Genomic DNA, 25119 nt, shown 5'->3' with positions numbered 1-25119 from the left:
TGGAGGCTTTTGAATCAGACGCGCTTTTTGCGTCAGAATCAAAAGGTGAAACGATCGAGGATTTGGCTTACGTAGCTGGACACATTATTGGAATACGTTGTGCGTGCTATCTAGTTTTCAGGGAATACCCTGTAAAGTCTAGTGACGATGGCGAAGAGGTCACACCCGTTCCCATGCCGAACACGGAAGTTAAGCTCTTCAGCGCCGATGGTAGTTGGGGGATCTCCCCCTGCAAGAGTAGGACGTCGCTGGGCAATGATGAAAAGCGAGAGACCAAACGGTTTCTCGCTTTTTTTGTATGGTTTTATGGATGAGTTTTCACTAGCTCCAAGCACTCATTCATGACGTTCGCGGAATTATCATGCGAAAGCGCGGAATAAATCCGATTTTCGTGGAATTACAAGTCTTATCCACCTAATTCACTTCTAAAAACCTGCCTTAATACATAAAAACAAAAGCCGATTACTCATAATAAGAGCAATCGGCTTTTTTATGCTATTTTGCCTTACCAGTATCATCAATTTCTACCCAGTGCTCTGCCCAGTTTTCAATCTCTTGTAAAACCGGAGCGAGTGCGTACCCTTTATCGCTTAAAGAGTATTCTATCCGAACGGGTGTCTCAGGATATACATTTCGTATAACGATCCCCTGTTGCTCAAGATCCTTTAACCTCTCAGAGAGTACACGACCACTGATGGAAATGGAGGTTTCCACGTTGCAAAATCGCTGAGGTCCTTCCAAAAGTTGATGAATAATCAGGCCTGTCCACCGCTGACTCAAAAGGGACATCGCTTTTTCAAATCTAGGACATAGAGAAGATTTATTCATAATCATTCACTCCCAAAATCATTATAACCCAGTGTGATCTTAATTCAAAAGATTATTGATTAGAAGCAAGTAACTTGACGTCAATTATTTATAATTATATAGTTACTTACATAAAGTAAGTTAATGAGTTTATTCAGACCACTAAAAGGAGATCTATTATGAATTATCATTCAGACTCTGTTCCACACACTAGTGAAATTCATTTATTTGTGAGTGACTTAAGTCGATCAATACATTTTTATGAAAAAATAATCGGTTTCGAAGTACTTTATAAAGCTAGTGATCGTGCCGAATTCACCACGAATGGTAAGACACCACTGCTTACAATTGAACAAACAAACTTAAAAAGAGACTTCCCTTCGACTGGCTTGTATCATTTTGCTCTTCTTGTTCCTGGACGTAAGCATCTTGCGAATGTACTAAAGCATTTATTAAGTACAGGATATCCGCTTCAGGGGGCTTCTGATCATGCTGTTAGTGAGGCAATTTACTTAGGAGATCCTGATGGAAATGGGATTGAAATCTATGCAGATCGACCTTCTAAACAGTGGAACTGGGAGAAAGATCAAGTCGTGATGACAACAAATGCATTGAACGCTGAAGAATTAATGGAGGAGGCGTCGTCAGGGGTTTTTGAAGGACTTCCTGAGAATACCGTTCTTGGACACATTCACCTTCAAGTTTCTGATCTAATAGAAGCTAAAGACTTCTATCAAAATGGTTTAGGTCTTCAGATTGTAAGTCAGTTAGGTCATCATGCGGTATTCGCATCTTATGGAGGCTATCATCACCATATTGGATTGAATACCTGGCAAAGCGTTGGTGCTCGGCCCGCCAAAGAAGGAAGCACTGGTCTTAAGTGGTTTTCGCTTGTTTTTACAAGTGAGTTAGAAAGAAGTAAATGCGTAGAGCAAGTGAAAAAATTCAGCAACGTATGGCAGAAGGATGAAGATTACTATACAAATGATCCCTCAGGGAATAGGATTCGTCTGAGTTTGAAAAAATAAAGAAAAAGGTGGTTATCAACTTGAGTATGATGGATAGGATTTTTGGTTCAACGAAAAATGAGACGAATGCAGACAAGAAGGGGTTCTACGAGGCTGTAAAAGCAAGAAGGTCTATTTACGGGATTGGAAAAGAACGCGTCATTTCTGATGACAAACTGCAAGAGGTGATAGAATATGCGGTTAAACACACGCCTTCCGCTTTCAATTCCCAAAGCGCAAGGGTACTTGTTCTTTTAGATGAGAGCCACAATAAACTCTGGAATGAGATTACAAAAGAGACGCTTCGCGCTATCGTTCCTGCAGATCAGTTTGAGGCGACTGAAGGCCGTATGAACGGATTCGCAAGTGGGTATGGTACGATTCTTTTCTTTGAAGATCAAGATGTCATTAAGGGGCTTCAAGAAAAACTGCCAACATTTGCTGACAATTTTCCGAAGTGGTCACAGCATTCTTCTGGTATGCTTCAGTTTGTGATCTGGACAGCAATAGAAAAAGAAGGACTGGGTGCTTCTCTTCAGCATTACAATCCATTAATTGACGATCAAGTAAAAGAAGAATGGAATGTATCTTCTAGCTGGGAACTTATTGCACAAATGCCTTTTGGCAATCCAACGGCACCTCCAGGAGAGAAAGAATTTCAGCCAGTAGAAGAACGAGTGATTTTTCATAAGTAATAAAAAAGAAGAAGCGAGATGCTTCTTCTTTTTTAATGGTGAAATTTCGGTAATGTTAGTTAATCTAACATATTATTTCAAGCTTACAAACACAACAATGAATACGTTACCAAACGTTGATATAAATATGTTTTTCGTCATAATTTTTTAGACCACGAGGTGAACTTGTAAAATAAAAATACCCCTAAGATATTTAATAACCTTCTATTTTATGTATAATGTGAATTATCATAATTTTCGGTTTCCGTGTAAGCGAGGGGGAGTTTCTTTGAAGCTAATGGCGAGAGAACAGGAGAAGCTAATGATTGTCGTGGCCGCAGATTTAGCGAGAAGGCGGCAGGCTAGAGGATTGAAGCTTAATTATCCAGAAGCAATTGCGATTATTACATATGAAGTGCTTGAAGGAGCAAGAGACGGAAAGAGTGTTGCAGAATTGATGCAGTATGGTCGAAAGATACTTGCTAGGGAAGATGTAATGGAAGGTGTCCCGGAAATGATTTCAGATATACAGGTTGAGGCTACTTTTCAGGATGGTACCAAATTAGTAACTGTGCATGATCCAATTATATGAGGGGGAAAAGCGTTGGTTCCAGGTGAATACAAGTTAAAGTCAACACCAATCGTTTGTAACGAAGAGAAGGAAACTACTGAGATAGAAGTGACAAACGTTGGTGATCGGCCTGTTCAAATTGGATCACATTTTCATTTCTATGAAGTGAATAATGCATTAACGTTTGATCGTGATCGTGCTTTTGGCATGCATTTAAATATTGCCGCAGGTACCGCTGTTCGGTTTGAACCAGGTGATGCCAAAGAAGTTACATTAGTTGAATTTTCAGGTAATCGAAAGGTGTTCGGGCTTAATAATCGAACAAACGGTTCGTTAGATCGAGAGGTGAATCGATGAGTTTTGAACTTTCCAGAAAAGCTTATTCGGATATGTTTGGTCCGACAGTTGGTGATCAAGTTCGATTAGCAGATACAGAGTTATTTATTGAAGTAGAACGAGATGAAACAACCTATGGTGATGAAGTGAAGTTCGGTGGGGGAAAGGTGATTCGAGATGGTATGGGGCAGCATCCGCTCGCTACAAGAGCTGAGTCTGTCGATCTAGTCGTAACCAATGCTCTCATTGTTGATTATACCGGCATTTATAAAGCTGACATCGGAGTGAAGGATGGTCGTATTATTTCGATTGGTAAGGCCGGTAATCCGTATTTAATGGATAATGTTGATATTGTGGTTGGTGCTTCTACAGAAGTGATTGCTGCTGAGGGAATGATTGTTACGGCGGGGGGAATTGATTCTCACATTCATTTTATTTGTCCCCAATTAATCGAGACAGCGATCGAGTCTGGTATTACGACGATGCTGGGAGGAGGAACGGGACCAGCGACAGGAACGAATGCGACTACATGTACACCTGGTGAATGGAATATTCATCGTATGCTTGAGTCGGCAGAAGCGTTTCCTGTGAATCTTGGCTTTCTCGGCAAAGGCAATGCTTCAGGGCAAGAGGCGTTAAAGGAACAGATTGAGGCAGGCGCTATTGGTTTGAAGCTTCATGAGGATTGGGGGACAACAGCTGCTTCCATTGATACCGCATTAACGGTAGCCGATCAGTACGATGTTCAAGTCGCGATCCATACGGACACCTTAAACGAAGGTGGATTCGTAGAAGATACGCTGAATGCCATTGATGGTAGGGTTATCCATACGTATCATACAGAAGGAGCAGGTGGGGGGCATGCGCCGGATATTATAAAAGCCGCTTCTTATGAACATATCCTCCCGTCCTCTACGAACCCAACTCGGCCTTTTACAACGAATACAATCGCAGAGCACCTGGATATGCTGATGGTTTGCCATCATCTTGATTCTTCTGTACCAGAGGATGTTGCTTTTGCGGACTCGAGAATAAGGAAAGAAACCATCGCAGCAGAAGATATTCTGCATGATATGGGAGTCTTTAGCATCATTAGCTCAGACTCGCAAGCGATGGGGAGAGTTGGAGAAGTGATATCTAGAACGTGGCAGACGGCAGATAAGATGAAAAAGCAGCGCGGTGCTGTTCCTAAAGATGATGACAATGATAACGAACGTGTGAAACGTTATATAGCGAAATATACAATTAATCCAGCGATTGCGCATGGCATTTCAGAGGAAGTTGGGTCCATTGAAGTGGGAAAGTTAGCAGATTTCGTTCTATGGAAGCCGGCCTTTTTCGGCGTAAAGCCGGAGCAAATCGTTAAAGGCGGAATGATCTCGTGGAGCGTGATGGGAGACCCAAATGCTTCGATCCCTACGCCGCAGCCAGCTCTCTATCGACCCATGTTTGCACAATTTGGAAAAGCGAAATCTCAAACATCGATTACCTTTTTATCACAAGCTGCTATTGAAAAAGGGGTTCATGAACAGCTTGGACTACAAAAAATTATTAAACCGGTGAAAAACATTCGTAAGCTTCGAAAAAAAGATATGAAATACAATGGCGAAACGCCGGATATTCAAGTTGATCCAGAGACATATGAAGTGGTCGTAGATGGTGAACTGATCACCTGTGAACCTGCGACAAGTGTACCACTTGCCCAACGATACTTTTTATTTTGAGGTGGAGAATCGATGATCATTAGTGAAATCAAGGGGAACATTCATGAAGAAAAAGGAGCTTTGCCACACTTAGAAAGAGTGTATTTGCGTAGTGATGAGCTTGTGAAACGAATTCAGCGTGTAAAAACAGATCATGGGAAAGAGCTTGGTATTAAGTTATCCGTACCAAAAGATTTGGTTGACGGTGACATTCTTTATCGAACAGGAGAAAATATGATTGTGGTCAGTGTCCTTGAGGATGAAGTGATTGTGATTCAGCCTGACTCCTTAAAACAAATGGGAGAAGTAGCGCATATGCTCGGCAACCGGCATTTGCCAGCACAATTTGAGGGGAGCGAAATGATTGTACAGCATGACTATCTCGTCGTGAGGTTGTTAACTGAAATGAACGTCAGACATGTGATCGAGGAACGAAAAATGAAAGAAGCGTTTAAATACATTGGGCATGACTAATGCGCTTTTTCCAATGCTACAAATGAGTGACTCGCAATTTCCATCAGGTGCCTTCTCTCATTCGTTTGGAATCGAAACGTATATTTCAAACGGCATCGTTCATGATTCCGCTTCCTTTCAACATGTGCTAGAACTGTTTCTAGCTAATCAACTTGTCTATACGGATGGACTAGCCTGTCGCTTTGCCTATGAGTGGTTGGAGTTAGGAAACATTGAGAAACTGTGGGAACTGGATCAAACATTGTATGCTCTTGGCATGGCTCGAGAAACGAGAGAAGGGAATAGGAGAATTGGGGATCGTCTCGTTAAAGTCGTTTCGACACTTTATCCCAGTTCAATTTTTGATATGTATCTCATTGAATTGAAAAGGAAAAATGTATATGGACATGGGGCACTCGTATTTGCCATTGTCTCTCACCAACTTGGTATCGATGTGGAAACAGCGGTTTCATGTTATGGATTTGCGACGGCTTCGTCACTTGTTCAAAATGCGGTGAGAGGGGTTCCACTTGGGCAAACCGATGGCCAGAAAATCCTCGTAAATATTCAACCGTTATTAACGAATAGCGTAGAAAAATTGATGATGCTTGATGAGAGTGACTTTGGGGTCGGAGCACCAGGTCTTGAAATCGCACAAATGCAGCATGAAACCATTAATGTCCGCTTATTTATGAGCTAACGAAAGGATGATGAAAATGAGTGAACCAATTCGGATTGGCATTGGAGGCCCAGTTGGTGCAGGTAAAACATTATTAGTAGATCGATTAACCCGGGCAATGAAAAATGAATTTAGTATGGCTGTTATCACAAATGATATTTATACAAAAGAAGATGCGATGTTTTTAGACAAAAATGGGATTTTACCTTCAGATCGAATTATTGGAGTAGAAACAGGAGGGTGTCCGCATACGGCGATTCGCGAGGATGCTTCGATGAACTTTGCAGCCATTGATGAACTAAACGAGCGTCATGAAGATCTTGATCTCATCTTTGTAGAAAGCGGTGGGGATAACCTTGCTGCTACGTTTAGTCCAGAGCTTGTCGATTTTTCAATTTACATTATTGATGTTGCGCAAGGGGAGAAAATTCCCCGCAAAGGTGGACAAGGGATGATTAAATCGGATTTGTTTATCATTAATAAGACAGATCTTGCCCCATATGTAGGAGCGAACCTTGATGTGATGCGCGAAGATACGTTGAAGTCTAGAGGAGACAGGCCGTTTTTCTTTACGAATTTAAAAGACGAGACTGGTGTAAGTGATGTAGTGAAATGGTTAAAGGAACAGGCATTTTTTGTAGGACTTGAGCAGTGACTTATACAGGTTACCTTGAGCTAGAAGCATCTGAGAGGTACGGCAAATCCGTTCTTTCAGATGCTTACTATAACGGTGTGTTTAAAATTTCACGCCCTACATACACAGAGGAGGGTCTCCCGCTTGTCCAGCTTATCCACGTAGGTGGGGGCTATGTTGATGGCGATACATATTTTACGCAAATTAATGTGAAGAAGAACGCGAAGTTAGCGGTGACGACGCAGGCTTCCACCAAGGTTTATAAAACGCCAAACAAGCAAGTCGAGCAGAGAATCGTCTATAAGTTAGATGAGCAAAGCGAATTACATATCAAGCAAGATCCGCTCATTGCTTATCGGGATGCGCGTTTTTTACAGGAAACGGACGTCTATATGGATAAGAGCGCCGTCTTTTTTTTAACCGATATTGTGACGCCTGGCTGGTCAAAAGAGGGTGACCTATTCCCATACACACTTGTGTCATCAAAGGTAAAAGTCTATCAAAATCATAAACTGACAGTCTATGATCACTTACGTTTAAACCCTCAGGATGACGTTAATAAGCTTTTTTATTTAGAGGGGAATACACATATCGGATCGCTGTTTTTTATCCATCCGAAAGTGACCGATGAATGGATCGAGGAGTTACGAGAACACCTTTCTTCTTTTGAAGAAGTGCAATACGGTGTTTCATTATTAGCGGTTCCTGGGTGCTGTTTCAGAATACTTGCGAAGCGGACAGCTTTAATTGAGAAGGTATTTGACGCGATTGAGGCGTTCATACATCGTTCGATTACCCACCAACGTGCGATATCCTGGCGCAAGTAGAAGACAGAAAGGGGAGGAAGAATGGACGTTAGTTTAGTATCAATCTTAGTTATTGGATTTGTACTTGGGATCAAACATGCCATTGAACCTGATCATGTGATTGCTGTTTCAACTATTGCGAGTAAAACGCGTAGTTTGTGGAAGTCGTCACTCGCTGGAGTTTATTGGGGAATTGGGCATACAACAACGCTCTTTTTTGTAGGTATGCTTGTTTTTATTTTTAACGCAACAATTACAAATGAATGGGCGATGTCACTTGAAATGCTTGTTGGGTTTATGCTTGTGTTTCTTGGAATTAGAACCTTTCTAACAAAGGCAGTCAATAAAGGTGTGAAAGGTAACCGTAGCTATATCCAATCAGGAATAATCGGATTTGTTCATGGGTTAGCTGGGAGCGCTGCAATGGTTCTATTAACGATAAGTACGGTTGAAACGCTATGGCAGGGAGCTATCTATATTCTTGTTTTTGGTGTCGGTACATGTGTCGGCATGCTAGGGTTCACAACCATTCTTGGGATTCCGTTTGTCGCTACAAGAAAACAGGTAACGTTAAACCACAGATTAACTCAGCTAACAGGAGTTCTCTCAATTGGATTTGGGTTTTATTATATTTATCGTATTGGTGTAACAGATGGATTATTTAGCTTTCTTTAGAAGAGGGTAAGGCAAAACAGAGGCAATCGGTTACGTATACCGATCGCCTCTGTTTTTAGGATTCATCTACATCTGTAATTTTCAGGCTCCTTTTCTCTTCTCTTGATTCAATAAGTCTATGAAGATGAATTAATAGGATACCTCTTTTATAACTCGCATCAATCGGTTTATCGCGAACGGGAAAAGGAAGTTCAACAATGCGTTCAAATGGGCCATGCTTATACTCCTCCTGAACGTTTCGATACCCTTTAAGGTTCATTGTCGTCTGACCTTTTACTTTAAGTGTCCGATAATGAATGTACACATCTACATCATCGATTTTCTTAATTCCCGGAAGGTAGACGGTGCAAATAAGTTCGTTTCCTGCTTCGTAAAGATTGACAAGTGGACCGTTCGAAGCGAACATATCCTGAAAATCTGTCCAGAAGTCATCCCCCATAAATTTATTCATCTTATTTCGCCAATCATACATTTGACTCCAATAGTCCCCCATATGGTTTCCTCCCCGGGCTTTTTCCCAGTATATGCACCAAACAATTGATTGTTAAGTGCATACAAAAACAGTTTTCAAAAACGAATCCTGTTAAAAGAGAAACATGGAAAAATTAGTCGAAACTTTTTAGCTAAATTCGATAAATATCGCATGCGGTTTTCTGTTTCCTCGTGTTATGCTAGGGAAAGTTCGAGTTAGAACGATAAGGGAAAAGGAGGATGGACATGCTGGATACAGGTCTTGGCATGGTTTTGACTATTTTTGTGATTAATATCTTCTATGTATCGTTTCTTACGATGCGGACGATTCTAACACTTAAAGGTCAGCGGTACCTTGCAGCTGTTACAGGAACAATTGAAATTGCCATATATGTTATAGGACTTGGTCTCGTCCTCGATAACCTAGGGCAAATTCAAAACGTAATTGCATATGCCCTCGGTTTTGGTGTAGGAATTATCGTTGGGATGAAGATTGAAGAATACCTTGCGCTTGGTTATATTACAGTGAATGCCATTACAACAAAGCTTGAAGATGATATTCCTAATAAATTAAGAGATATCGGGTATGGTGTTACGCATTACCTTGCACATGGTAGACAGGGAGAACGTTTGGTGATGCAAGTACTAACGTCACGTAAATCGGAAAGAAAGCTCTATAAAGCGATTGAAGATCTTGATCCGAAAGCTTTCGTTATCTCTTATGAACCCCGGACCTTCCAGGGTGGATTCTGGGTTAGAAAAATTCGGAGGTAATGTATGGAAAAGAAAGCAAAGAAAAAGAAGTTCGAGGTTCATCAAAATGAATCACTTTCTGACTGTTTAAAACGAATGGATGACGAAGGATATATGCCTGTGAGACGTAGGGAAGAACCTGTCTTTAAAGAAAGTAAGGGATCTAAAGAACCTGAGCTAGCCGGTCAGAAAATTGTTTTTGATGGAAAGTTAAAGTAAAAACCGAACATTATAGTCGATATAAAACACATCGTTCGATTTTTCGTTGACAGTTGAACGTCGCTCTTGTTACTATGAAAGAGGAGCAAAAAGGATACCTCATATAATCTTGGGAATAAGGCCCATAAGTTTCTACCTGACGACCATGAATCGTCGGACTATGAGGGGGAAAGTCGTGTTTTGCGTATGCGCAAATCAGGACGGATGTGTTTTCGCCCGAGGTAGAAGCTTCTTCTAAGTAAATAGAAGAATTCTATCTCGGGCTTTTCTGTTATTTTCACACTATTTTGATTAATTAGCACCTTCATTTAAGGAGGAATAGCATGAACGCAAAAGTTGGCGTCATCATGGGAAGCACTTCTGATTGGGATACGATGAAGCATGCCTGTGACATACTAGAAGAACTTCAAGTACCATACGAGAAAAAAGTTGTTTCGGCTCATCGAACGCCGGAATTAATGTTTGAATATGCAGAATCGGCAAGAGAACGTGGCTTGAACGTCATCATTGCTGGTGCTGGTGGTGCTGCACACTTACCAGGGATGGTAGCAGCCAAAACAACCCTCCCAGTCATTGGTGTCCCTGTTCAATCACGCACATTAAACGGTTTAGATTCTCTCCTTTCGATCGTACAAATGCCAGGCGGCGTGCCTGTAGCAACCGTGGCGATTGGAAATGCGGGAGCGAAAAATGCTGGATTGCTTGCTGCGCAAATTCTAAGTACAGGTGATGAAACGATCGAGCAGAAGCTTAGCGAATATCGAATTCAAATGAAAGAATCCGTACTCGAAAGTAGTGACAGCTTATGAGGAAAACCATTTTGCCAGGAAGTACAATTGGAATTTTAGGTGGCGGACAGCTAGGGAGAATGATGGCGTTAAAGGCAAGAGAGATGGGCTACAAAATCGCAGTTCTCGAACCGAAAAAAGATTCTCCTTGTGGGCAGGTAGCGGATCATGAGGTGGTCAGTGGCTATGATGACTTAGATGGCGCTCGTAAGCTAGCTGACTTAAGTGATGTGATCACGTATGAATTTGAAAATATAACACACGATACAGCAAAATGGCTGGAAGAAAATGCATATATGCCTCAGGGGGGAGAACTACTTCGAGTGACGCAAGATCGCTATGTTGAGAAAACAGCGATTCAGGATTCTGGTCTTCAAGTAGCGCCTTTTGAACCGGTCGGCTCTCATCAAGAATTTATGGTGGCACTCGAGAAAATCGGTCTTCCTTCAGTCCTTAAAACACGTACGGGTGGTTATGATGGGAAAGGGCAGTGGGTACTTAAAACGGAAAGTGATGTTGAAGCTCTCACTTTTCCGGATGTACCTTGTATTCTTGAAAGCTGGGTTCCATTTCAAAAGGAACTCTCTGTGATTGTGACACGCAGTGTATCAGGGGAAACAACAACTTTTCCTGTAGGTGAGAATGTTCATGTGAACAATATTCTTCATCAAACGATCGTTCCGGCTCGGGTAGACGAAGCGGTCATAACGAAAGCGGATGAGGTCGGAAAGAAGATTGCAAATTCACTTCAACTTGTTGGAACACTTGCAGTTGAGCTATTTCTTAAAGATAATGAGATTTATGTGAATGAGCTTGCACCACGTCCGCATAATTCTGGTCATTATACGATGGAGGCATGTGAGACATCACAATTTGAGCAACATATTCGAGCGATATGTGGATTGCCGCTTGGGAACACAGAACTGTTAAAACCTGTGGTGATGGGAAATTTGCTCGGTCAGCATGTGACTCCGCTAATGAACAGCATTTCAGAGCTAGGTGAAGCAAAGCTACATTTATATGGGAAAGACGAAGCAAAACCTAATCGGAAAATGGGACACATCAACTTTATTGCCCCTTCAGTAGAAGAAGCAATAAAGCAAATGAACTCATGGAGATTATGGCAGTAAAGACAAGAGAGCAGGAGGACTTACGATGATTGAACGTTATACTCGCCCTGAAATGGGAGCGATATGGACAGAGGAAAACCGCTACAATGCATGGCTAGAGGTAGAAATCTTAGCATGTGAAGCATGGGCAGAACTTGGCATTATACCGAAAGAAGATGTCCAAAAGATTCGTGAAAAAGCTGGTTTCAACGTTGATCGCATTCATGAGATTGAAGAAGAAACACGTCATGATGTTGTGGCTTTTACAAGAGCCGTATCTGAAACACTTGGAGAAGAACGGAAGTGGGTGCACTACGGTCTAACATCAACGGATGTCGTTGATACAGCACTTTCTTATCAGTTGAATCAAGCGAACGAACTTCTAATTAAAGATATTGAGAAATTCATTGAAGTTCTAAAAGCAAAAGCACAGGAGCATAAGTACACCGTCATGATGGGGAGAACTCACGGTGTTCATGCAGAGCCAACAACGTTTGGTCTTAAAATGGCGCTATGGTATGAAGAAATGAAGCGTAACCTTGAAAGATTCAAAACAGCTTCGGATAACGTTCGATTCGGTAAACTATCTGGGGCAGTTGGAACATATGCAAACATTGATCCATTTATCGAGCAGTATGTTTGTGAAAAGCTTGGCCTTCAAGCAGCGCCGATTTCTACACAAACGCTTCAGCGTGATCGTCATGCTCATTACATGTCCGCTCTAGCACTTGTGGCAACATCGATTGAAAAGTTTGCTGTTGAGATTCGTGGTCTTCAAAAGAGTGAAACGCGTGAAGTAGAAGAGTTTTTCGCGAAAGGACAAAAGGGATCTTCCGCTATGCCGCATAAGCGTAACCCGATTGGTTCTGAAAATATGACTGGAATGGCACGCGTGATTCGTGGCTATATGACAACAGCTTACGAGAACGTTCCTCTCTGGCATGAGCGTGATATCTCTCATTCTTCAGCAGAGCGTGTCATTCTTCCGGATGCAACGATTGCGCTCAACTATATGCTTAATCGTTTTGCAGGAATTGTTTCGAAACTAACTGTCTTCCCTGAGAATATGAAGCGTAATATGACAAGAACATACGGCTTGATTTACAGTCAGCGCGTTCTTTTATCCCTTATTGATAAAGGCATGGCGCGTGAAGCCGCGTATGATCTCGTTCAACCAAAAGCAATGGATGCTTGGGAAAGAGGCATTCAATTTAGAGAGCTTGTTGAAGCGGATCCTAAGATTACAGATCAGCTTAGTGAAGCAGAAATTGAAGATTGCTTTGACTACAATTACCACCTGAAGCCGGTGGATATGATTTTTGAACGTCTCGGACTTTAATTAAGCATCGGAGGGGATCACCATGGAAAAGCAAGCATTGTTGTACGAAGGAAAAGCGAAGAGAATTTACGCAACGAATGAAGCGGAGGTTGTTTGGGTCGCGTACAAAGACTCAGCAACTGCTTATAACGGTGAGAAGAAAGCAACGATTACAGGCAAAGGTCGCCTGAACAATGAAATAACAAGCCTGCTCTTTGATTATTTAAAAAGTGCTGGAATTGAAAGTCATTTTATTGAAAAGCTTTCTTCTACTGAACAGCTTGTCAAACGCGTTTCGATCATTCCACTCGAAGTGGTTGTTCGAAACATAGCAGCTGGGAGCTTTTCCAAACGCACGGGTGTGGAAGAAGGGAAGTTACTAAAACAGCCGATCGTTGAATTTTATTACAAGAATGATGACCTTGGTGATCCTCTTCTCACGCTTGATCACGTGTTAGAACTTGAACTTGCAACAGAAGAAACTGTTCATGAATTAAAAGAACGCGCATTAAAGATCAATACGCTATTACGTGAATACTTTCTTGATCGTGACGTAAAGCTCGTTGATTTTAAATTAGAGTTTGGTGTAACACCGGAAGGCAAGATCATGTTGGCGGATGAGATTTCTCCAGATACTTGTCGACTATGGGACAGTAAAACAAACGAAAAATTAGATAAAGACGTGTTTCGAAGAGATATTGGAAATTTGACAGAAGCGTACGAACAAATTTTAACTCGCCTGGGGGGCTCCGAATCATGTACAAAGTAAAAGTCTATGTAACGTTAAAAGAAAGTGTTCTAGATCCGCAGGGAAGTGCTGTTAAGAATTCATTACACAGCCTTTCGTATCATGAAGTGGAAGACGTACGGATCGGGAAATACATGGAACTCACAGTAAAAGATACGGAGAACCTGGATCAGCGAATTAAAGAAATTTGCGAGAAGCTTCTTGCGAATACGGTTATTGAAGACTACACCTATGAAATCGAGGAGGGAGTCGCACAGTGAAATTTGCGGTGATTGTGTTCCCGGGTTCTAACTGCGATGTGGATATGTATCACGCCATCAAAGATGAGCTTGGAGAAGAAGCGGTTTATGTCCGGTACGATGAGCAAAATCTAGCAAACTATGATGCGATTCTTCTACCAGGCGGTTTCTCTTACGGAGATTACCTTCGCAGTGGTGCCATTGCTCGCTTTGCGCCGATTATGCCTGAGGTAGTGAAGGCAGCTGAAGCAGGGAAACCGATCCTAGGTGTTTGTAATGGATTCCAAATTCTCTTGGAAGCAGGTCTGTTACCAGGAGCGATGAAGCGAAATAAAAACCTGAAGTTTATGTGTCGTCCAGTTACACTACGCGTTCAAAACAATGAAACAATGTTTACTTCAGCTTATGAAAAAGAAGAGGAAATTACGATTCCAATTGCACACGGAGAAGGAAACTACTATTGCGATGAAGTAACGCTTGCAACACTGAAGCAGGAAAATCGAATTGCGTTTACCTATGAGGATAATCCGAACGGCTCGGTTGAAGATATTGCTGGAATCGTAAACGAAAAGGGCAATGTCCTCGGGATGATGCCTCACCCTGAACGAGCGGTAGATGAGCTGTTAGGAAGTGCAGATGGACTAAATCTATTTAAATCGATACTACGCAACTGGAGGGAATCCCATGTCACACATGCATGAACCAACACCTGAGATGATTAAAGACCAGAAACTCTACAGTCAGATGGGCTTAACAGATGAAGAGTTCGGTATGGTGGAAGAGATTCTTGGCCGTACACCGAATTACACAGAAACGGGGCTATTTTCCGTAATGTGGTCGGAACACTGTAGCTACAAAAATTCAAAACCAGTGTTGAAAAAATTCCCCGTAACTGGTGAGCGTGTTCTTCAAGGTCCTGGGGAAGGGGCTGGAATCGTTGATATTGGTGATGAGCAGGCAGTGGTATTTAAGATTGAAAGCCACAACCATCCATCTGCAATCGAGCCTTATCAAGGTGCGGCAACAGGGGTTGGTGGCATTATTCGTGACGTTTTCTCGATGGGAGCTCGTCCTATTGCTCTTCTCAATTCACTTCGATTTGGTGAACTTAGCAATCCGAAAGTGAAGTATCTGTTTGAAGAAGTTGTTGCTGGTATTGCAGGATACGGGAACTGTATTGGAATCCCTACGGTAGGTGGAGAAGTGCAGTTCGATTCTTCTTACGATGGAAACCCACTTGTGAACGCGATGTGTGTGGGCTTAATCGATCATAAAGACATTCAAAAAGGTATTGCATCTGGAGCTGGAAACACGGTGATGTACGTTGGTGCGAGCACTGGACGGGACGGCATACACGGCGCAACCTTCGCATCTGAAGAATTAACAGATGCTTCTGACGAAAAGCGTCCTGCTGTTCAAGTAGGGGATCCGTTCATGGAAAAGCTTCTGCTTGAAGCGTGCCTTGAACTTGTTCACTGCGACTCACTTGTCGGTATTCAAGATATGGGAGCAGCTGGACTAACGTCTTCAGCTTCCGAAATGGCGAGTAAGGCAGGCATGGGACTTGAAATGAATCTTGATGAAGTACCACAGCGCGAAAAAGGCATGACGCCATATGAAATGATGCTGTCTGAGTCACAGGAGCGAATGCTCGTTGTGGTGAAGAAAGGGCACGAAGCTGAGATCAAAGCCATTACAGATCGCTGGGGTCTTTTAGCGAAAGAGGTTGGGGTTGTAACAGAAGATAAGCGGTTCCGACTTCTTCATAAAGGGGAAGTTGTGGCGGACGTCCCGGTTGATGCACTTGCCGAAGAAGCGCCGGTTTATCATAAACCTTCTCGCATTCCTGAGTATTATATTGAAAATCAACAGCTTCATAAGCCAATTCCTGAAGTGGAAAATGCGAAAGACATGCTTTATACGCTTCTAGGTCAGCCGACAATTTCAAGCAAGGAATGGGTTTTTGATCAGTATGACTATATGGTGCGTACGAATACAGTTGTAGCACCAGGATCAGATGCTGCGGTTGTCCGCGTGCGTGGAACGAACAAAGGGTTAGCGATGACGACGGATTGTAATTCACGTTATTTATATCTTGATCCTGAGGTAGGCGGTCAGATCGCGGTTGCAGAAGCAGCGCGTAATATCGTTTGTTCAGGTGGCGAGCCATTAGCGATAACTGATTGCTTGAACTTTGGTAACCCTGAGAAACCAGAGATCTTTTGGCAAATTGAAAAAGCAACAGATGGGATGAGTGAAGCTTGTCGCATGCTAAATGCACCTGTTATTGGGGGGAACGTGTCCCTTTATAACGAGACGAACGGCATTGCCGTATATCCAACACCGGTAGTTGGCATGGTCGGTCTCGTTCATGATCTTAGTCATGTGACAACGCAGCATTTTAAAAAAGAAGGAAACTTGATTTATATGCTTGGAGAAACGGGAGAAGATTTTGGCGGTAGCGAGCTTCAAAAGTACCTTGATGGTAAGATTTCAGGTCAAGCCCCTACCCTTAATCTTGAAATTGAAAAAGAACGCCAAAACCAACTTTTAACCGCAATTCAAGATGGACTTGTTGAATCAGCTCACGATCTCGCGGAAGGCGGCCTTAGTGTGGCCCTTGCAGAATCGCTCATTGGCACAGAACTTGGAGCCAATGTAAGGATTGACGGAGATATCACGACAGACCTTTTTAGTGAAACACAATCTCGTTTTCTCGTAAGCATCAAGGGAGAACACCAGCAGGCATTTGAGCAGCGAACGGGAGCAAAGCTAATCGGTGAAGTAACCGGTACGGGCGTATTAACGATTATGCATGAGGATGAAACACATATCTTCGATGCTCCAGTTCAAGAGCTTGAAGCAGCCTGGAAAGGAGCTATTCCATGTTTGGTGAAATCAAAGGCCTAAATGAAGAGTGTGGCGTATTTGGTATCTGGGGTCACCCAGATGCTGCGTCATTAACTTACTATGGTCTTCATAGTTTACAGCATCGTGGGCAAGAAGGTGCTGGAATTGTCACTACTGACGGTGATCGTCTCTATAACCATAAAGGCCTTGGACTTGTGAATGATGTCTTTGGACCAGGTGATCTTGAGAAGCTTGAAGGAAATGGTGCAATCGGCCATGTAAGGTATTCAACTGCTGGAGGCGGGGGATATGAGAACGTTCAGCCTCTTGTGTTCCGCTCACAGAACGGTGGCCTCGCTCTTGCACATAACGGAAACCTTGTAAATGCGAATGCCCTTAAGCACCAGCTCGAAGGTCAAGGGAGTATTTTTCAGACGACATCAGACACAGAGGTTTTGGCTCATCTTATTAAACGAAGCGGCTACTTAAGTCAGCGTGAAAAAGTAAAGAATGCCCTCACAATGGTAAAAGGTGCTTATGCTTTCATTATGATGACGGAGAAAGAGATGATGGTCGCTCTTGATCCCCATGGACTAAGACCACTCTCATTAGGCATTTTAGAAGGGGCTTACGTTGTTGCTTCAGAAACGTGTGCATTTGATTTAATTGGAGCGGAATATATACGAGATGTGCAACCAGGGGAGCTATTGATTATTAGTGAGAACGGCTTAGAATCAGAGCGATTTTCTTCTTCGATCTCACGTGCTATTTGTTCAATGGAGTACATCTACTTTTCTAGACCAGATAGCAATATCGAGAACATTAACGTGCATACCGCTCGTAAACAGCTTGGCAAACAGCTTGCTAAAGAAGCGCCAATTGAAGCGGATATCGTAACGGGTGTTCCTGACTCAAGTATTTCAGCTGCGATTGGGTACGCAGAAGAATCAGGTATCCCATATGAAATGGGCTTAATTAAAAATCGCTATGTTGGTAGAACGTTCATCCAACCTTCTCAAGAGCTTCGTGAACGCGGTGTAAAGATGAAGCTTTCACCAGTTCGAGGAGTTGTTGAAGGGAAGCGCGTCGTGATTGTTGATGATTCAATTGTAAGAGGGACAACAAGCAGACGAATCGTGACAATGCTTCGTGAAGCAGGAGCGAAAGAAGTTCACGTTCGCATTAGTGCGCCTCCGATTATCAGCCCATGCTATTACGGAATTGATACATCAAACTCAGGCGAATTAATTGCGGCGAAGATGAGCGTTGATGAGATGTGTGAAGAGATTGGTGCGGATTCGCTAACTTTCCTTACAACTGATGGCATGACAACAGCAATTGGCAGAGAGGATAAAGATTCATCGTGTGGTCAGTGTCTTGGTTGTTTTACAGGCAATTACCCGACGGAAATTTATCCTGATACCGTTCATCCTTACGAAAAAGTTTAACCGAAGGAGGCCATTATGGCACAAGCATACAGGCAGGCAGGCGTTAACATAGAAGCAGGTTATGAAGCAGTGGATCGTATTAAGCCTCACGTAAAGAAAACCATGCGCAAAGGTGTCATGGGCGGACTTGGTGGTTTTGGTGGCATGTTCGATCTGTCTGAACTAAACTACGAGAAACCAGTTCTCGTTTCAGGAACGGACGGTGTTGGTACAAAGCTCATGCTTGCGATTCAACTCGATCAACATGATACGATTGGCATTGATTGCGTGGCCATGTGCGTCAATGATGTTGTCGCACAGGGGGCAGAACCTCTCTATTTCCTTGATTACATTGCAACTGGAAAGCTCGCACCAGAGCGAATTGAGAAAATTGTAAAGGGTGTGGCAGAAGGCTGTTCACAGGCAGGCTGTGCATTAATTGGTGGAGAAACAGCGGAAATGCCTGATATGTATCAAGAAAACGACTATGATCTTGCTGGGTTTACTGTGGGAGCTGTTGAAAAGTCGAAGCTGATTACGACAGAGAATGTCAAAGAAGGAAATGTCCTCATCGGTCTTGCTTCAAACGGCATTCACAGCAACGGTTTTTCCCTTGTACGTAAAGTGTTGCTAAAAGATCATAAGATGGATCTAGCAACCTCATATGATGAGCTTGATTCAACGCTTGGCGAGGCGTTACTTGCCCCGACGCGTATTTATGTTAAACCGGTTTTAAATGTTCTTAAGTCCCACACTGTAAATGGAATCGCTCATATTACAGGCGGTGGTTTTGAAGAGAATATTCCGCGTATGCTTCCTGAAGGATTGGCAGCCCAGGTTGATTATGGTTCATGGCCGATTCCGCCAATTTTTGATTTAATCGAAAAGAAAGGCAATCTTTCTCGTAAGGAAATGTTTACAACATTTAATATGGGTGTAGGTATGGTACTTGCTGTGCCGGAAGATGAGGCTGTTAATGTCATTAAAGCTCTTGAACAGGGTGGCGAACGAGCTTATATGATTGGGCGCGTAGTCAAAGGAGAAGGAATTGAATTTGGAGGCGGTGACCTGTCGTGAAGAAGCTAGCCGTATTCGCATCTGGAAGCGGCTCGAACTTCGAAGCGATTGCCGCAGCCATTGAAAAAGGACAATTAGAGGCTGAAGTTGCTCTTGTTGTATGCGATCGTCCTGGAGCAAAAGTTGAAAAAAGGGCAGAACGCTTTGGCATTCCTGTCCTTTCCTTTTATCCTAAATCATATGACTCAAAAGCTGATTTTGAAAACTTTATTCTTCAACAATTGAACGATGCAGGGGTTGAGTGGATTGTTCTTGCAGGTTATATGAGGTTAATTGGTCCAACACTCCTTCAAGGTTTTGGAGGAAGAATCATCAATATTCATCCCTCTCTCCTTCCGTCTTTTCCAGGAAAAGACGCGATTGGCCAAGCATTCGAAGCTGGTGTTAAAATCACAGGTGTTACCGTTCACTTCGTGGACGAGGGAATGGATACAGGGAAAATTATTGATCAAGACAGCGTTCGAATTGATGAAGGAGATACGAAAGAGGACCTGGCAAACAAAATTCAGGCCGTTGAACACCTTTTGTATCCAGCTGTCATTCGTTCCCTTCTTCAGGAAAAAAACAAGAGATAGTAGGAGGAGTTCACATGACGATTAAACGCGCACTCATTAGCGTTTCTGATAAAACAGATATTACAGCATTTGCAAAAGGGCTTGCGGAAAAAGGGGTAGAGGTGATCTCAACAGGTGGGACAAAGCGCGCCCTTGAAGAAGCCGGTATTAATGTGATGGGCATTTCAGACGTCACTGGTTTCCCAGAAATTCTTGATGGCCGAGTAAAAACACTCCATCCTAACGTACATAGTGGTCTTCTTGCTGTGCGTGATAATGAAGCTCATCAAGAACAGTTGAACGAGCTTAATATTAAACCGATTGATCTTGTGGTTGTGAATTTGTATCCTTTCCAGGAAACAATCGCAAAACCAGACGTGGCGTATGAAGAAGCAATTGAAAACATTGATATTGGTGGACCTACAATGCTTCGTTCCGCTGCTAAAAACCATCGGGATGTTACTGTAGTTGTCGATCCTTCTGACTACAACCGAGTTTTACGTCAAGTTGAAGAAAATGGCGACACAACAGAAATTCTTCGTCGTGAACTTGCAGCAAAAGTATTCCGTCATACGGCTTCTTATGATGCTGTGATCTCTGAATATTTAACGGCTCAATCCGGTGAAGAAGAGCCTGAATCGCTAACGGTAACCTTTGAGCGTAAACAAACGCTTCGCTATGGTGAAAATCCTCATCAAAAAGCTGTTTTCTACAAAAAACCATTGTACAAAGGAGCATCTCTTGCTTCAGCTGAGCAGTTAAATGGGAAAGAGCTTTCTTACAATAACATTAATGATGCAAATGCTGCGCTAAATATTGTGAAGGAATTTAATCAGCCAGCTGTTGTCGCTGTTAAACATATGAACCCGTGTGGCGTAGGTACGGGGGAGACGATTGTCGAAGCGTATCAAAAAGCGTATGAAGCGGATTCAACATCTATTTTTGGTGGTATTGTTGCGATTAATCGTGAAGTGGACGAAGCAACAGCGCTGAAACTAAAAGAAATTTTCCTTGAAATTATTATGGCACCTTCCTTCACAGAAGAAGCTCTCGCTGTATTAACAAAGAAAAAGAATTTGCGTCTATTAAAGCTCGACGTAGCCGCTTCACCAGCTGTAGAGCATCAGCTTACTTCCGTAAATGGTGGACTTTTACTTCAAGAGCGTGATCGTTATGGATTTGATGAAGCGGATATTTCCGTACCGACTGATCGCGAACCAACTGAAGAAGAATGGGAAGCATTAAAGCTGGCTTGGAAAGTTGTAAAGCACGTGAAGTCAAACGCAATTGTTCTTACAAAGAATGATCAAACAATCGGAATTGGTGCTGGACAGATGAACCGTGTCGGTGCGGCAAATATTGCGATTGAACAAGCAGGCGAGAAGAGCAAAGGATCGGTCATGGGCTCAGACGCTTTCTTCCCGATGGATGATACGGTTGAAGCAGCAGGACAAGCGGGTGTGACAGCGATCATCCAACCTGGCGGATCGATCCGAGATGAGGATTCGATTAAGAAAGCGAATGAATACGGCATTACAATGGTCTTTACTGGCATTCGTCATTTCAAACATTAAGAGGAGGTTTTTCGAGTGAAGGTATTGGTAATTGGCCGCGGTGGTCGCGAGCATGTGATGGCCTGGAAAGCGGCAGAAAGCAGCCTTGTCGATCGAGTCTACGTCGCTCCGGGTAACGCGGGTATGACGGACGTTAGCCAGCTTGTAGCAATTGATGAGAGTGATCATGAGGGGCTAGTTGCCTTCGCAAAAAAGGAAAACATTGATTTAACACTTGTTGGTCCTGAACAACCTCTTCTTGCTGGAATTGTGAATCGTTTTGAAGAGGCTGGCCTTCGCGTCTTTGGTCCAAAGAAGGAAGCAGCTTTAATTGAAGGAAGTAAAACGTTCGCCAAAGAACTAATGGTTGCCAACAGTATTCCTACCGCATTCTCTAAGTCCTTTACTGACTATGCAGAAGCGAAAGCCTATGTTGAAAAAGTCGGCGCTCCGATCGTCTTAAAAGCAGATGGGCTTGCTGCGGGTAAAGGTGTAGTCGTGGCAATGTCACTGAAGGAAGCGCTGGAAAGTCTTCATGATATGATGGAGAACAATCAGTTTGGTGCCGCCAGTGAACGTGTTGTTGTGGAGGAATTTCTTGAAGGAGAGGAATTCTCTTTAATGGCTCTTGTCGAAGGAGAACGGGTATACCCACTCGTTATATCGCAAGATCACAAACGGGCTTTCAATGGTGATCAAGGGCCGAATACTGGTGGGATGGGAGCTTATTCCCCTGTGCCCCAAATCTCTCAAGATATTGTTGATCATGCGGTAGAGACAATTTTGAAGCCGGCTGCCAAAGGAATGAAGACGGATGGTCGCTCCTTCACAGGTATTCTCTATGCGGGTCTTATGTTAACGGCGGATGGTCCAAGAGTAATTGAATTCAATGCAAGATTTGGCGATCCGGAAACACAAGTCGTTTTACCAAGAATGACATCAGATTTCGTTCAAGCAATTCTAGACCTTCTCAATGGAGAAGAACCTACGCTTGAATGGAGTAAACAAGCCGTTGTCGGTGTCGTTGTTGCTTCAGGTGGCTATCCAGGTAGTTATGAAAAAGGTAAGATCATTACAGGGCTAGACCATGTTGGGTCTGAGGCACTTGTTTTCCACGCTGGAACGAAACAAAGTGGAGAGCACCTTCTAACAGACGGTGGTCGCGTACTTCTTGTCGCTTCATCAGGTGTTGATTTGAAAGCGGCTAGTGAATCTGTTTACAACGAACTGGAGCATGTTCATGTTACGGACGGTTTTTATCGAACGGACATTGGACATCGTGCTATTTCACGCGTTTCTTCCTAATGTAAGCAAACGCAACCGCTACAATACTTCCGATGATCATCGTGTAAATTAACCAGGTATCTGTTATATACTCGAGCATAACTAAACCTCCTTTTGATAAGGTAGAGAAAACTTCCCTAAATATAGGGAAGTTTTTTTGTGAAGATTAAGAAGGGTTGATCACTCTTTCAAGTGCTGTTTCATCTGGGTCGCGTGTTTCATCATGCGTCATAAGATCGACGACAGGGCAATAACGTGTATGACCTTCTGCTACTTTCATGGCACCGACAGCAGCGAGAAGCCAGGCTGAGTTTGACTCCTCTTTAGAAAGCTTGGCGGTTGAATAGGCAAGCAGAGTGAAACCGGCGGTTAAGCGAATAAAGGCATTTAACATACTAATATTTGGCTTCATTTGAAAATCTCCTTTCTTCATTCACAAATCTAAAGTAGCAACGTGTCAAAATTATGTTAAAATAAAGAAAACTTCTTGAAGCGGGTGATGGTTATGGCGAAAAGAAAAAATTTATGGACGAAGCAGCAATTACGACAACACGTTCAAGTTGTGTCTGGAGAACTGCCTCCATCGATCGTTTTCTACAATGCAACTTATTTGAATCATGGACTTAAAAAATGGGTGACATCTAATATATGGGTATATGAAGATCGGATTGTATACGTTGGCGATCATCTACCTGAAAAGCATCCAACGACTGAATGGATTGATTGCGAAGGGCGATGTCTTGTGCCAGGTTACATTGAACCACATGCACACCCATTTCAACTATATAATCCCCTTACTCTTGCGCGATATGCATCTCAGCGGGGAACGACGACAATGATGAATGATAACCTTCTTTTACTTCTGGGTTTGCCAAAAGAGAAAGCGCTTACATTGATTGAAGAGCTTGATCAGTTTCCAGTTTCCATGTATTGGTGGGCGCGTTATGATTCGCAAACAAAGCTGTTGGATGAAGATATGATTACGAATAAATTAATGAAGGAATGGCTTGCGCACCCATTAGTCATTCAAGGCGGGGAACTGACCGCATGGCCTGATGTACTTAGTGGAGATGATGAAATTCTAGAATGGATGCAAGAGACGCGAAGACTCGGTAAGCCTGTTGAAGGTCATTTGCCCGGTGCCTCTCTTGCCACATTAACAAAGATGGGACTGCTAGGTGTTTCATGTGATCATGAAGCGATGACGGGTGAAGAGGCCTTACGCCGCTTAGAGATGGGTATGATGACATCACTTCGTTATTCTTCGATCAGGCCAGACCTTCCTGTCATTCTTGAATCCTTACTTAAAAAAGGGGTCACTTCCTTTGATCGAGTGATGATGAATACAGATGGCTCAACGCCTTCCTTCTTAGAAAATGGCACGACAGACAAATTAATCGAAATGGCGCTTGAGAAAGGAGTATCCGCAGAAGATGCGTATTCAATGGTGTCATATAATGTGGCAAACCATTACGGAATAAGCGATACGCATGGTATGATAGCACCGGGTAGAGTAGCTCATATTAATATCCTTGAATCAAAAGAAAAGCCCCTTCCTGTTGCCGTACTTGCAGGTGGGAAATGGTTAAAGTGTGATGGAGAAGAAATGGACCAGGACTGGTCTTTTGAGTGGGAAAAGCATGGGCTTACGCCACTTAACAATACCTGGAAAATACAGCCTAATGATTTAACGTTTTCAGGTCCAGCAGGAATGGAAATGATGAATGCGGTGATTACAAAGCCGTATAACTTATCTGTTGAAACGTCCGTTGACGAGCTTCCGTCAGAATCAGATGAAAGTTTTATCATGCTCCTTAGTCGCGAAGGGAAATGGCGGGTAAATACGATCATTAAAGGCTTCGCGAATCGAGTGAAAGGTTTTGCCAGCAGTTTTTCGAACACGGGTGATTTTATTCTTATCGGTAAAAGTAAAGCAGATATGATGACGGCTTTTAATCGAATTAATGAAATTGGTGGAGGTATCTCACTTGTTGAAGACGGAGAAGTTATTTCCGAAATCCAATTACCTTTGATGGGAAAAATGTCCGATCTTCCGCTTGAAGAATTGATTACAAAGGAAAAACAAATGATCCAAGAACTTGAGGATAGAGGCTATTTATACAAAGATCCGGTTTATAGCTTGCTGTTCTTCTCTTCGACGCATTTACCTTTTATTCGATTGACGCAGCAAGGAATTTATGACGTAAAGAGAAAAATGGTACTTTTTCCTTCGATAATGCGTTAAACTATAACCAAGTAAATCCTTAACGAAGTAAAGCACGTGAATTTCTCACGTTCAATTGTTAAAATGAACGCAAAGTGGAATAATAGCGCATCATGATGAGTGCAGAATAGAAAACATAGACCGATACAGAATGAAGTAA

29 protein-coding genes, 1 rRNA gene and 1 riboswitch are annotated in these 25119 nt (G+C 42.8%); of the genes, 26 read left to right on the top strand and 4 right to left on the bottom strand.

The window, feature by feature from the left end; genetic code table 11:
* Positions 1-137: 137 nt before the first annotated feature.
* A 5S ribosomal RNA gene (gene rrf / locus PQ578_RS18965) occupies positions 138-254 on the top strand.
* Between the two features lie 241 nt (positions 255-495).
* Here rrf and PQ578_RS18960 read toward each other — a convergent pair.
* The gene (locus PQ578_RS18960; protein ID WP_273836016.1) at positions 496-828 is read right to left on the bottom strand and encodes a winged helix-turn-helix transcriptional regulator; all 333 of its coding nucleotides are present in this window, start codon (positions 826-828) and stop codon (positions 496-498) included.
* Between the two features lie 158 nt (positions 829-986).
* Here PQ578_RS18960 and PQ578_RS18955 point away from each other — a divergent pair, with 158 nt between their 5' ends.
* The 10 genes from PQ578_RS18955 to PQ578_RS18910 all read left to right on the top strand — a co-directional run bounded on the left by PQ578_RS18955 (position 987) and on the right by PQ578_RS18910 (position 8345).
* Positions 987-1835, top strand: coding sequence for a VOC family protein (locus PQ578_RS18955; RefSeq protein WP_273836015.1), 849 nt, complete (start codon positions 987-989; stop codon positions 1833-1835).
* Between the two features lie 29 nt (positions 1836-1864).
* On the top strand, positions 1865-2509 hold the full coding sequence (locus tag PQ578_RS18950) for a nitroreductase family protein (protein ID WP_273836037.1): 645 nt from the start codon (positions 1865-1867) through the stop codon (positions 2507-2509).
* Positions 2510-2777: 268 nt separating this feature from the next.
* Positions 2778-3080 (top strand): urease subunit gamma, encoded by a 303-nt coding sequence (locus PQ578_RS18945; RefSeq protein ID WP_273836014.1) that lies wholly within the window; start codon positions 2778-2780, stop codon positions 3078-3080.
* 12 nt (positions 3081-3092) lie between these two features.
* On the top strand, positions 3093-3416 hold the full coding sequence (locus tag PQ578_RS18940) for an urease subunit beta (protein WP_273836013.1): 324 nt from the start codon (positions 3093-3095) through the stop codon (positions 3414-3416).
* Positions 3413-5119 (top strand): urease subunit alpha, encoded by a 1707-nt coding sequence (ureC, locus tag PQ578_RS18935; RefSeq protein ID WP_273836012.1) that lies wholly within the window; start codon positions 3413-3415, stop codon positions 5117-5119. Before PQ578_RS18940 ends, ureC begins: the two co-directional genes overlap by 4 nt.
* 12 nt (positions 5120-5131) lie before the next feature.
* Positions 5132-5572 carry an urease accessory protein UreE gene (locus PQ578_RS18930; protein WP_273836010.1) on the top strand — a complete coding sequence of 147 codons (441 nt, stop codon included), beginning with the start codon at positions 5132-5134 and terminating at the stop codon, positions 5570-5572.
* Entirely contained in the window at positions 5565-6251 is a 687-nt protein-coding gene (locus PQ578_RS18925) for an urease accessory protein UreF (protein WP_273836035.1), read from the top strand. The genes PQ578_RS18930 and PQ578_RS18925 overlap by 8 nt, the downstream gene beginning before the upstream one ends.
* A 16-nt stretch (positions 6252-6267) precedes the next feature.
* Positions 6268-6885, top strand: coding sequence for an urease accessory protein UreG (ureG, locus tag PQ578_RS18920; RefSeq protein WP_420541594.1), 618 nt, complete (start codon positions 6268-6270; stop codon positions 6883-6885).
* Complete coding sequence (locus tag PQ578_RS18915) at positions 6882-7691, top strand: urease accessory protein UreD (protein WP_273836008.1); 810 nt, start codon at positions 6882-6884, stop codon at positions 7689-7691. The genes ureG and PQ578_RS18915 overlap by 4 nt, the downstream gene beginning before the upstream one ends.
* 21 nt (positions 7692-7712) lie before the next feature.
* A complete protein-coding gene (locus tag PQ578_RS18910) occupies positions 7713-8345 on the top strand; it encodes a HoxN/HupN/NixA family nickel/cobalt transporter (RefSeq protein WP_273836007.1) in 633 nt (210 codons plus the stop codon).
* Between the two features lie 55 nt (positions 8346-8400).
* On the opposite strand, the gene PQ578_RS18905 is transcribed toward PQ578_RS18910, so the two are convergent.
* A complete protein-coding gene (locus PQ578_RS18905) occupies positions 8401-8838 on the bottom strand; it encodes an Hsp20/alpha crystallin family protein (RefSeq protein ID WP_273836005.1) in 438 nt (145 codons plus the stop codon).
* 224 nt (positions 8839-9062) lie between these two features.
* Here PQ578_RS18905 and PQ578_RS18900 point away from each other — a divergent pair, with 224 nt between their 5' ends.
* The 14 genes from PQ578_RS18900 to purD all read left to right on the top strand — a co-directional run bounded on the left by PQ578_RS18900 (position 9063) and on the right by purD (position 22756).
* Entirely contained in the window at positions 9063-9590 is a 528-nt protein-coding gene (locus tag PQ578_RS18900) for a DUF2179 domain-containing protein (protein WP_098446117.1), read from the top strand.
* A gap of 3 nt (positions 9591-9593) precedes the next feature.
* On the top strand, positions 9594-9788 hold the full coding sequence (locus PQ578_RS18895) for an NETI motif-containing protein (RefSeq protein WP_273836004.1): 195 nt from the start codon (positions 9594-9596) through the stop codon (positions 9786-9788).
* A gap of 79 nt (positions 9789-9867) precedes the next feature.
* Positions 9868-9969: riboswitch (purine riboswitch) on the top strand.
* 142 nt (positions 9970-10111) lie between these two features.
* Positions 10112-10597: a 5-(carboxyamino)imidazole ribonucleotide mutase gene (gene purE / locus PQ578_RS18890; RefSeq protein ID WP_273836003.1), complete on the top strand. Its 486-nt coding sequence runs from the start codon at positions 10112-10114 to the stop codon at positions 10595-10597.
* Positions 10594-11706 carry a 5-(carboxyamino)imidazole ribonucleotide synthase gene (gene purK / locus PQ578_RS18885; protein ID WP_273836002.1) on the top strand — a complete coding sequence of 371 codons (1113 nt, stop codon included), beginning with the start codon at positions 10594-10596 and terminating at the stop codon, positions 11704-11706. The genes purE and purK overlap by 4 nt, the downstream gene beginning before the upstream one ends.
* Positions 11707-11731: 25 nt before the next feature.
* Positions 11732-13024 carry an adenylosuccinate lyase gene (purB, locus tag PQ578_RS18880; protein WP_273836001.1) on the top strand — a complete coding sequence of 431 codons (1293 nt, stop codon included), beginning with the start codon at positions 11732-11734 and terminating at the stop codon, positions 13022-13024.
* Between the two features lie 22 nt (positions 13025-13046).
* Entirely contained in the window at positions 13047-13772 is a 726-nt protein-coding gene (purC, locus tag PQ578_RS18875) for a phosphoribosylaminoimidazolesuccinocarboxamide synthase (RefSeq protein ID WP_273836000.1), read from the top strand.
* Entirely contained in the window at positions 13760-14011 is a 252-nt protein-coding gene (purS, locus tag PQ578_RS18870) for a phosphoribosylformylglycinamidine synthase subunit PurS (protein ID WP_098446125.1), read from the top strand. The genes purC and purS overlap by 13 nt, the downstream gene beginning before the upstream one ends.
* A complete protein-coding gene (gene purQ / locus PQ578_RS18865; RefSeq protein ID WP_273835999.1) occupies positions 14008-14691 on the top strand; it encodes a phosphoribosylformylglycinamidine synthase subunit PurQ in 684 nt (227 codons plus the stop codon). Before purS ends, purQ begins: the two co-directional genes overlap by 4 nt.
* Entirely contained in the window at positions 14675-16900 is a 2226-nt protein-coding gene (purL, locus tag PQ578_RS18860; protein WP_273835998.1) for a phosphoribosylformylglycinamidine synthase subunit PurL, read from the top strand. The genes purQ and purL overlap by 17 nt, the downstream gene beginning before the upstream one ends.
* Complete coding sequence (gene purF / locus PQ578_RS18855; RefSeq protein WP_273835996.1) at positions 16876-18288, top strand: amidophosphoribosyltransferase; 1413 nt, start codon at positions 16876-16878, stop codon at positions 18286-18288. Before purL ends, purF begins: the two co-directional genes overlap by 25 nt.
* A gap of 15 nt (positions 18289-18303) precedes the next feature.
* The gene (purM, locus tag PQ578_RS18850; protein WP_273835994.1) at positions 18304-19344 is read left to right on the top strand and encodes a phosphoribosylformylglycinamidine cyclo-ligase; all 1041 of its coding nucleotides are present in this window, start codon (positions 18304-18306) and stop codon (positions 19342-19344) included.
* Positions 19341-19919 carry a phosphoribosylglycinamide formyltransferase gene (gene purN / locus PQ578_RS18845; RefSeq protein ID WP_273835993.1) on the top strand — a complete coding sequence of 193 codons (579 nt, stop codon included), beginning with the start codon at positions 19341-19343 and terminating at the stop codon, positions 19917-19919. The genes purM and purN overlap by 4 nt, the downstream gene beginning before the upstream one ends.
* A 14-nt stretch (positions 19920-19933) precedes the next feature.
* The gene (gene purH / locus PQ578_RS18840; RefSeq protein ID WP_273835992.1) at positions 19934-21472 is read left to right on the top strand and encodes a bifunctional phosphoribosylaminoimidazolecarboxamide formyltransferase/IMP cyclohydrolase; all 1539 of its coding nucleotides are present in this window, start codon (positions 19934-19936) and stop codon (positions 21470-21472) included.
* Positions 21473-21487: 15 nt separating this feature from the next.
* On the top strand, positions 21488-22756 hold the full coding sequence (purD, locus tag PQ578_RS18835; RefSeq protein ID WP_273835991.1) for a phosphoribosylamine--glycine ligase: 1269 nt from the start codon (positions 21488-21490) through the stop codon (positions 22754-22756).
* Here purD and PQ578_RS22435 read toward each other — a convergent pair.
* Both PQ578_RS22435 and PQ578_RS18830 read right to left on the bottom strand, forming a co-directional pair.
* Complete coding sequence (locus PQ578_RS22435; protein WP_337958033.1) at positions 22734-22835, bottom strand: EYxxD motif small membrane protein; 102 nt, start codon at positions 22833-22835, stop codon at positions 22734-22736. The two genes, purD and PQ578_RS22435, sit on opposite strands and share 23 nt — an antisense overlap.
* Before the next feature lie 66 nt (positions 22836-22901).
* The gene (locus PQ578_RS18830; RefSeq protein WP_224883748.1) at positions 22902-23147 is read right to left on the bottom strand and encodes a YgaP family membrane protein; all 246 of its coding nucleotides are present in this window, start codon (positions 23145-23147) and stop codon (positions 22902-22904) included.
* Positions 23148-23240: 93 nt separating this feature from the next.
* Here PQ578_RS18830 and PQ578_RS18825 point away from each other — a divergent pair, with 93 nt between their 5' ends.
* Positions 23241-24980 (top strand): adenine deaminase C-terminal domain-containing protein, encoded by a 1740-nt coding sequence (locus PQ578_RS18825; protein ID WP_273835989.1) that lies wholly within the window; start codon positions 23241-23243, stop codon positions 24978-24980.
* Positions 24981-25119 lie beyond the last annotated feature (139 nt).

The organism is Guptibacillus sedimenti, assembly GCF_028610665.1.
GTDB classification, from domain to species: Bacteria; Bacillota; Bacilli; order Bacillales; family Guptibacillaceae; genus Guptibacillus; species Guptibacillus sedimenti.
The sequence above is the reverse complement of the archived record's forward strand: the minus strand, read 5'-3'. Positions and strand labels throughout refer to the sequence as shown.

Bases quoted from the DNA above. Each gene is read 5' to 3' on its own strand.
- PQ578_RS18960 (WP_273836016.1), bottom strand. From the start codon at position 828: ATGAATAAATCTTCTCTATGTCCTAGATTTGAAAAAGCGATGTCCCTT.
- PQ578_RS18955 (WP_273836015.1), top strand. From the start codon at position 987: ATGAATTATCATTCAGACTCTGTTCCACACACTAGTGAAATTCATTTA.
- PQ578_RS18950 (WP_273836037.1), top strand. From the start codon at position 1,865: ATGGATAGGATTTTTGGTTCAACGAAAAATGAGACGAATGCAGACAAG.
- ureC (WP_273836012.1), top strand. From the start codon at position 3,413: ATGAGTTTTGAACTTTCCAGAAAAGCTTATTCGGATATGTTTGGTCCG.
- PQ578_RS18930 (WP_273836010.1), top strand. From the start codon at position 5,132: ATGATCATTAGTGAAATCAAGGGGAACATTCATGAAGAAAAAGGAGCT.
- PQ578_RS18925 (WP_273836035.1), top strand. From the start codon at position 5,565: ATGACTAATGCGCTTTTTCCAATGCTACAAATGAGTGACTCGCAATTT.
- ureG (WP_420541594.1), top strand. From the start codon at position 6,268: ATGAGTGAACCAATTCGGATTGGCATTGGAGGCCCAGTTGGTGCAGGT.
- PQ578_RS18910 (WP_273836007.1), top strand. From the start codon at position 7,713: ATGGACGTTAGTTTAGTATCAATCTTAGTTATTGGATTTGTACTTGGG.
- PQ578_RS18905 (WP_273836005.1), bottom strand. From the start codon at position 8,838: ATGGGGGACTATTGGAGTCAAATGTATGATTGGCGAAATAAGATGAAT.
- PQ578_RS18900 (WP_098446117.1), top strand. From the start codon at position 9,063: ATGCTGGATACAGGTCTTGGCATGGTTTTGACTATTTTTGTGATTAAT.
- PQ578_RS18895 (WP_273836004.1), top strand. From the start codon at position 9,594: ATGGAAAAGAAAGCAAAGAAAAAGAAGTTCGAGGTTCATCAAAATGAA.
- purE (WP_273836003.1), top strand. From the start codon at position 10,112: ATGAACGCAAAAGTTGGCGTCATCATGGGAAGCACTTCTGATTGGGAT.
- purK (WP_273836002.1), top strand. From the start codon at position 10,594: ATGAGGAAAACCATTTTGCCAGGAAGTACAATTGGAATTTTAGGTGGC.
- purB (WP_273836001.1), top strand. From the start codon at position 11,732: ATGATTGAACGTTATACTCGCCCTGAAATGGGAGCGATATGGACAGAG.
- purC (WP_273836000.1), top strand. From the start codon at position 13,047: ATGGAAAAGCAAGCATTGTTGTACGAAGGAAAAGCGAAGAGAATTTAC.
- purS (WP_098446125.1), top strand. From the start codon at position 13,760: ATGTACAAAGTAAAAGTCTATGTAACGTTAAAAGAAAGTGTTCTAGAT.
- purL (WP_273835998.1), top strand. From the start codon at position 14,675: ATGTCACACATGCATGAACCAACACCTGAGATGATTAAAGACCAGAAA.
- purF (WP_273835996.1), top strand. From the start codon at position 16,876: ATGTTTGGTGAAATCAAAGGCCTAAATGAAGAGTGTGGCGTATTTGGT.
- purM (WP_273835994.1), top strand. From the start codon at position 18,304: ATGGCACAAGCATACAGGCAGGCAGGCGTTAACATAGAAGCAGGTTAT.
- purH (WP_273835992.1), top strand. From the start codon at position 19,934: ATGACGATTAAACGCGCACTCATTAGCGTTTCTGATAAAACAGATATT.
- PQ578_RS22435 (WP_337958033.1), bottom strand. From the start codon at position 22,835: ATGCTCGAGTATATAACAGATACCTGGTTAATTTACACGATGATCATC.
- PQ578_RS18830 (WP_224883748.1), bottom strand. From the start codon at position 23,147: ATGAAGCCAAATATTAGTATGTTAAATGCCTTTATTCGCTTAACCGCC.
- PQ578_RS18825 (WP_273835989.1), top strand. From the start codon at position 23,241: ATGGCGAAAAGAAAAAATTTATGGACGAAGCAGCAATTACGACAACAC.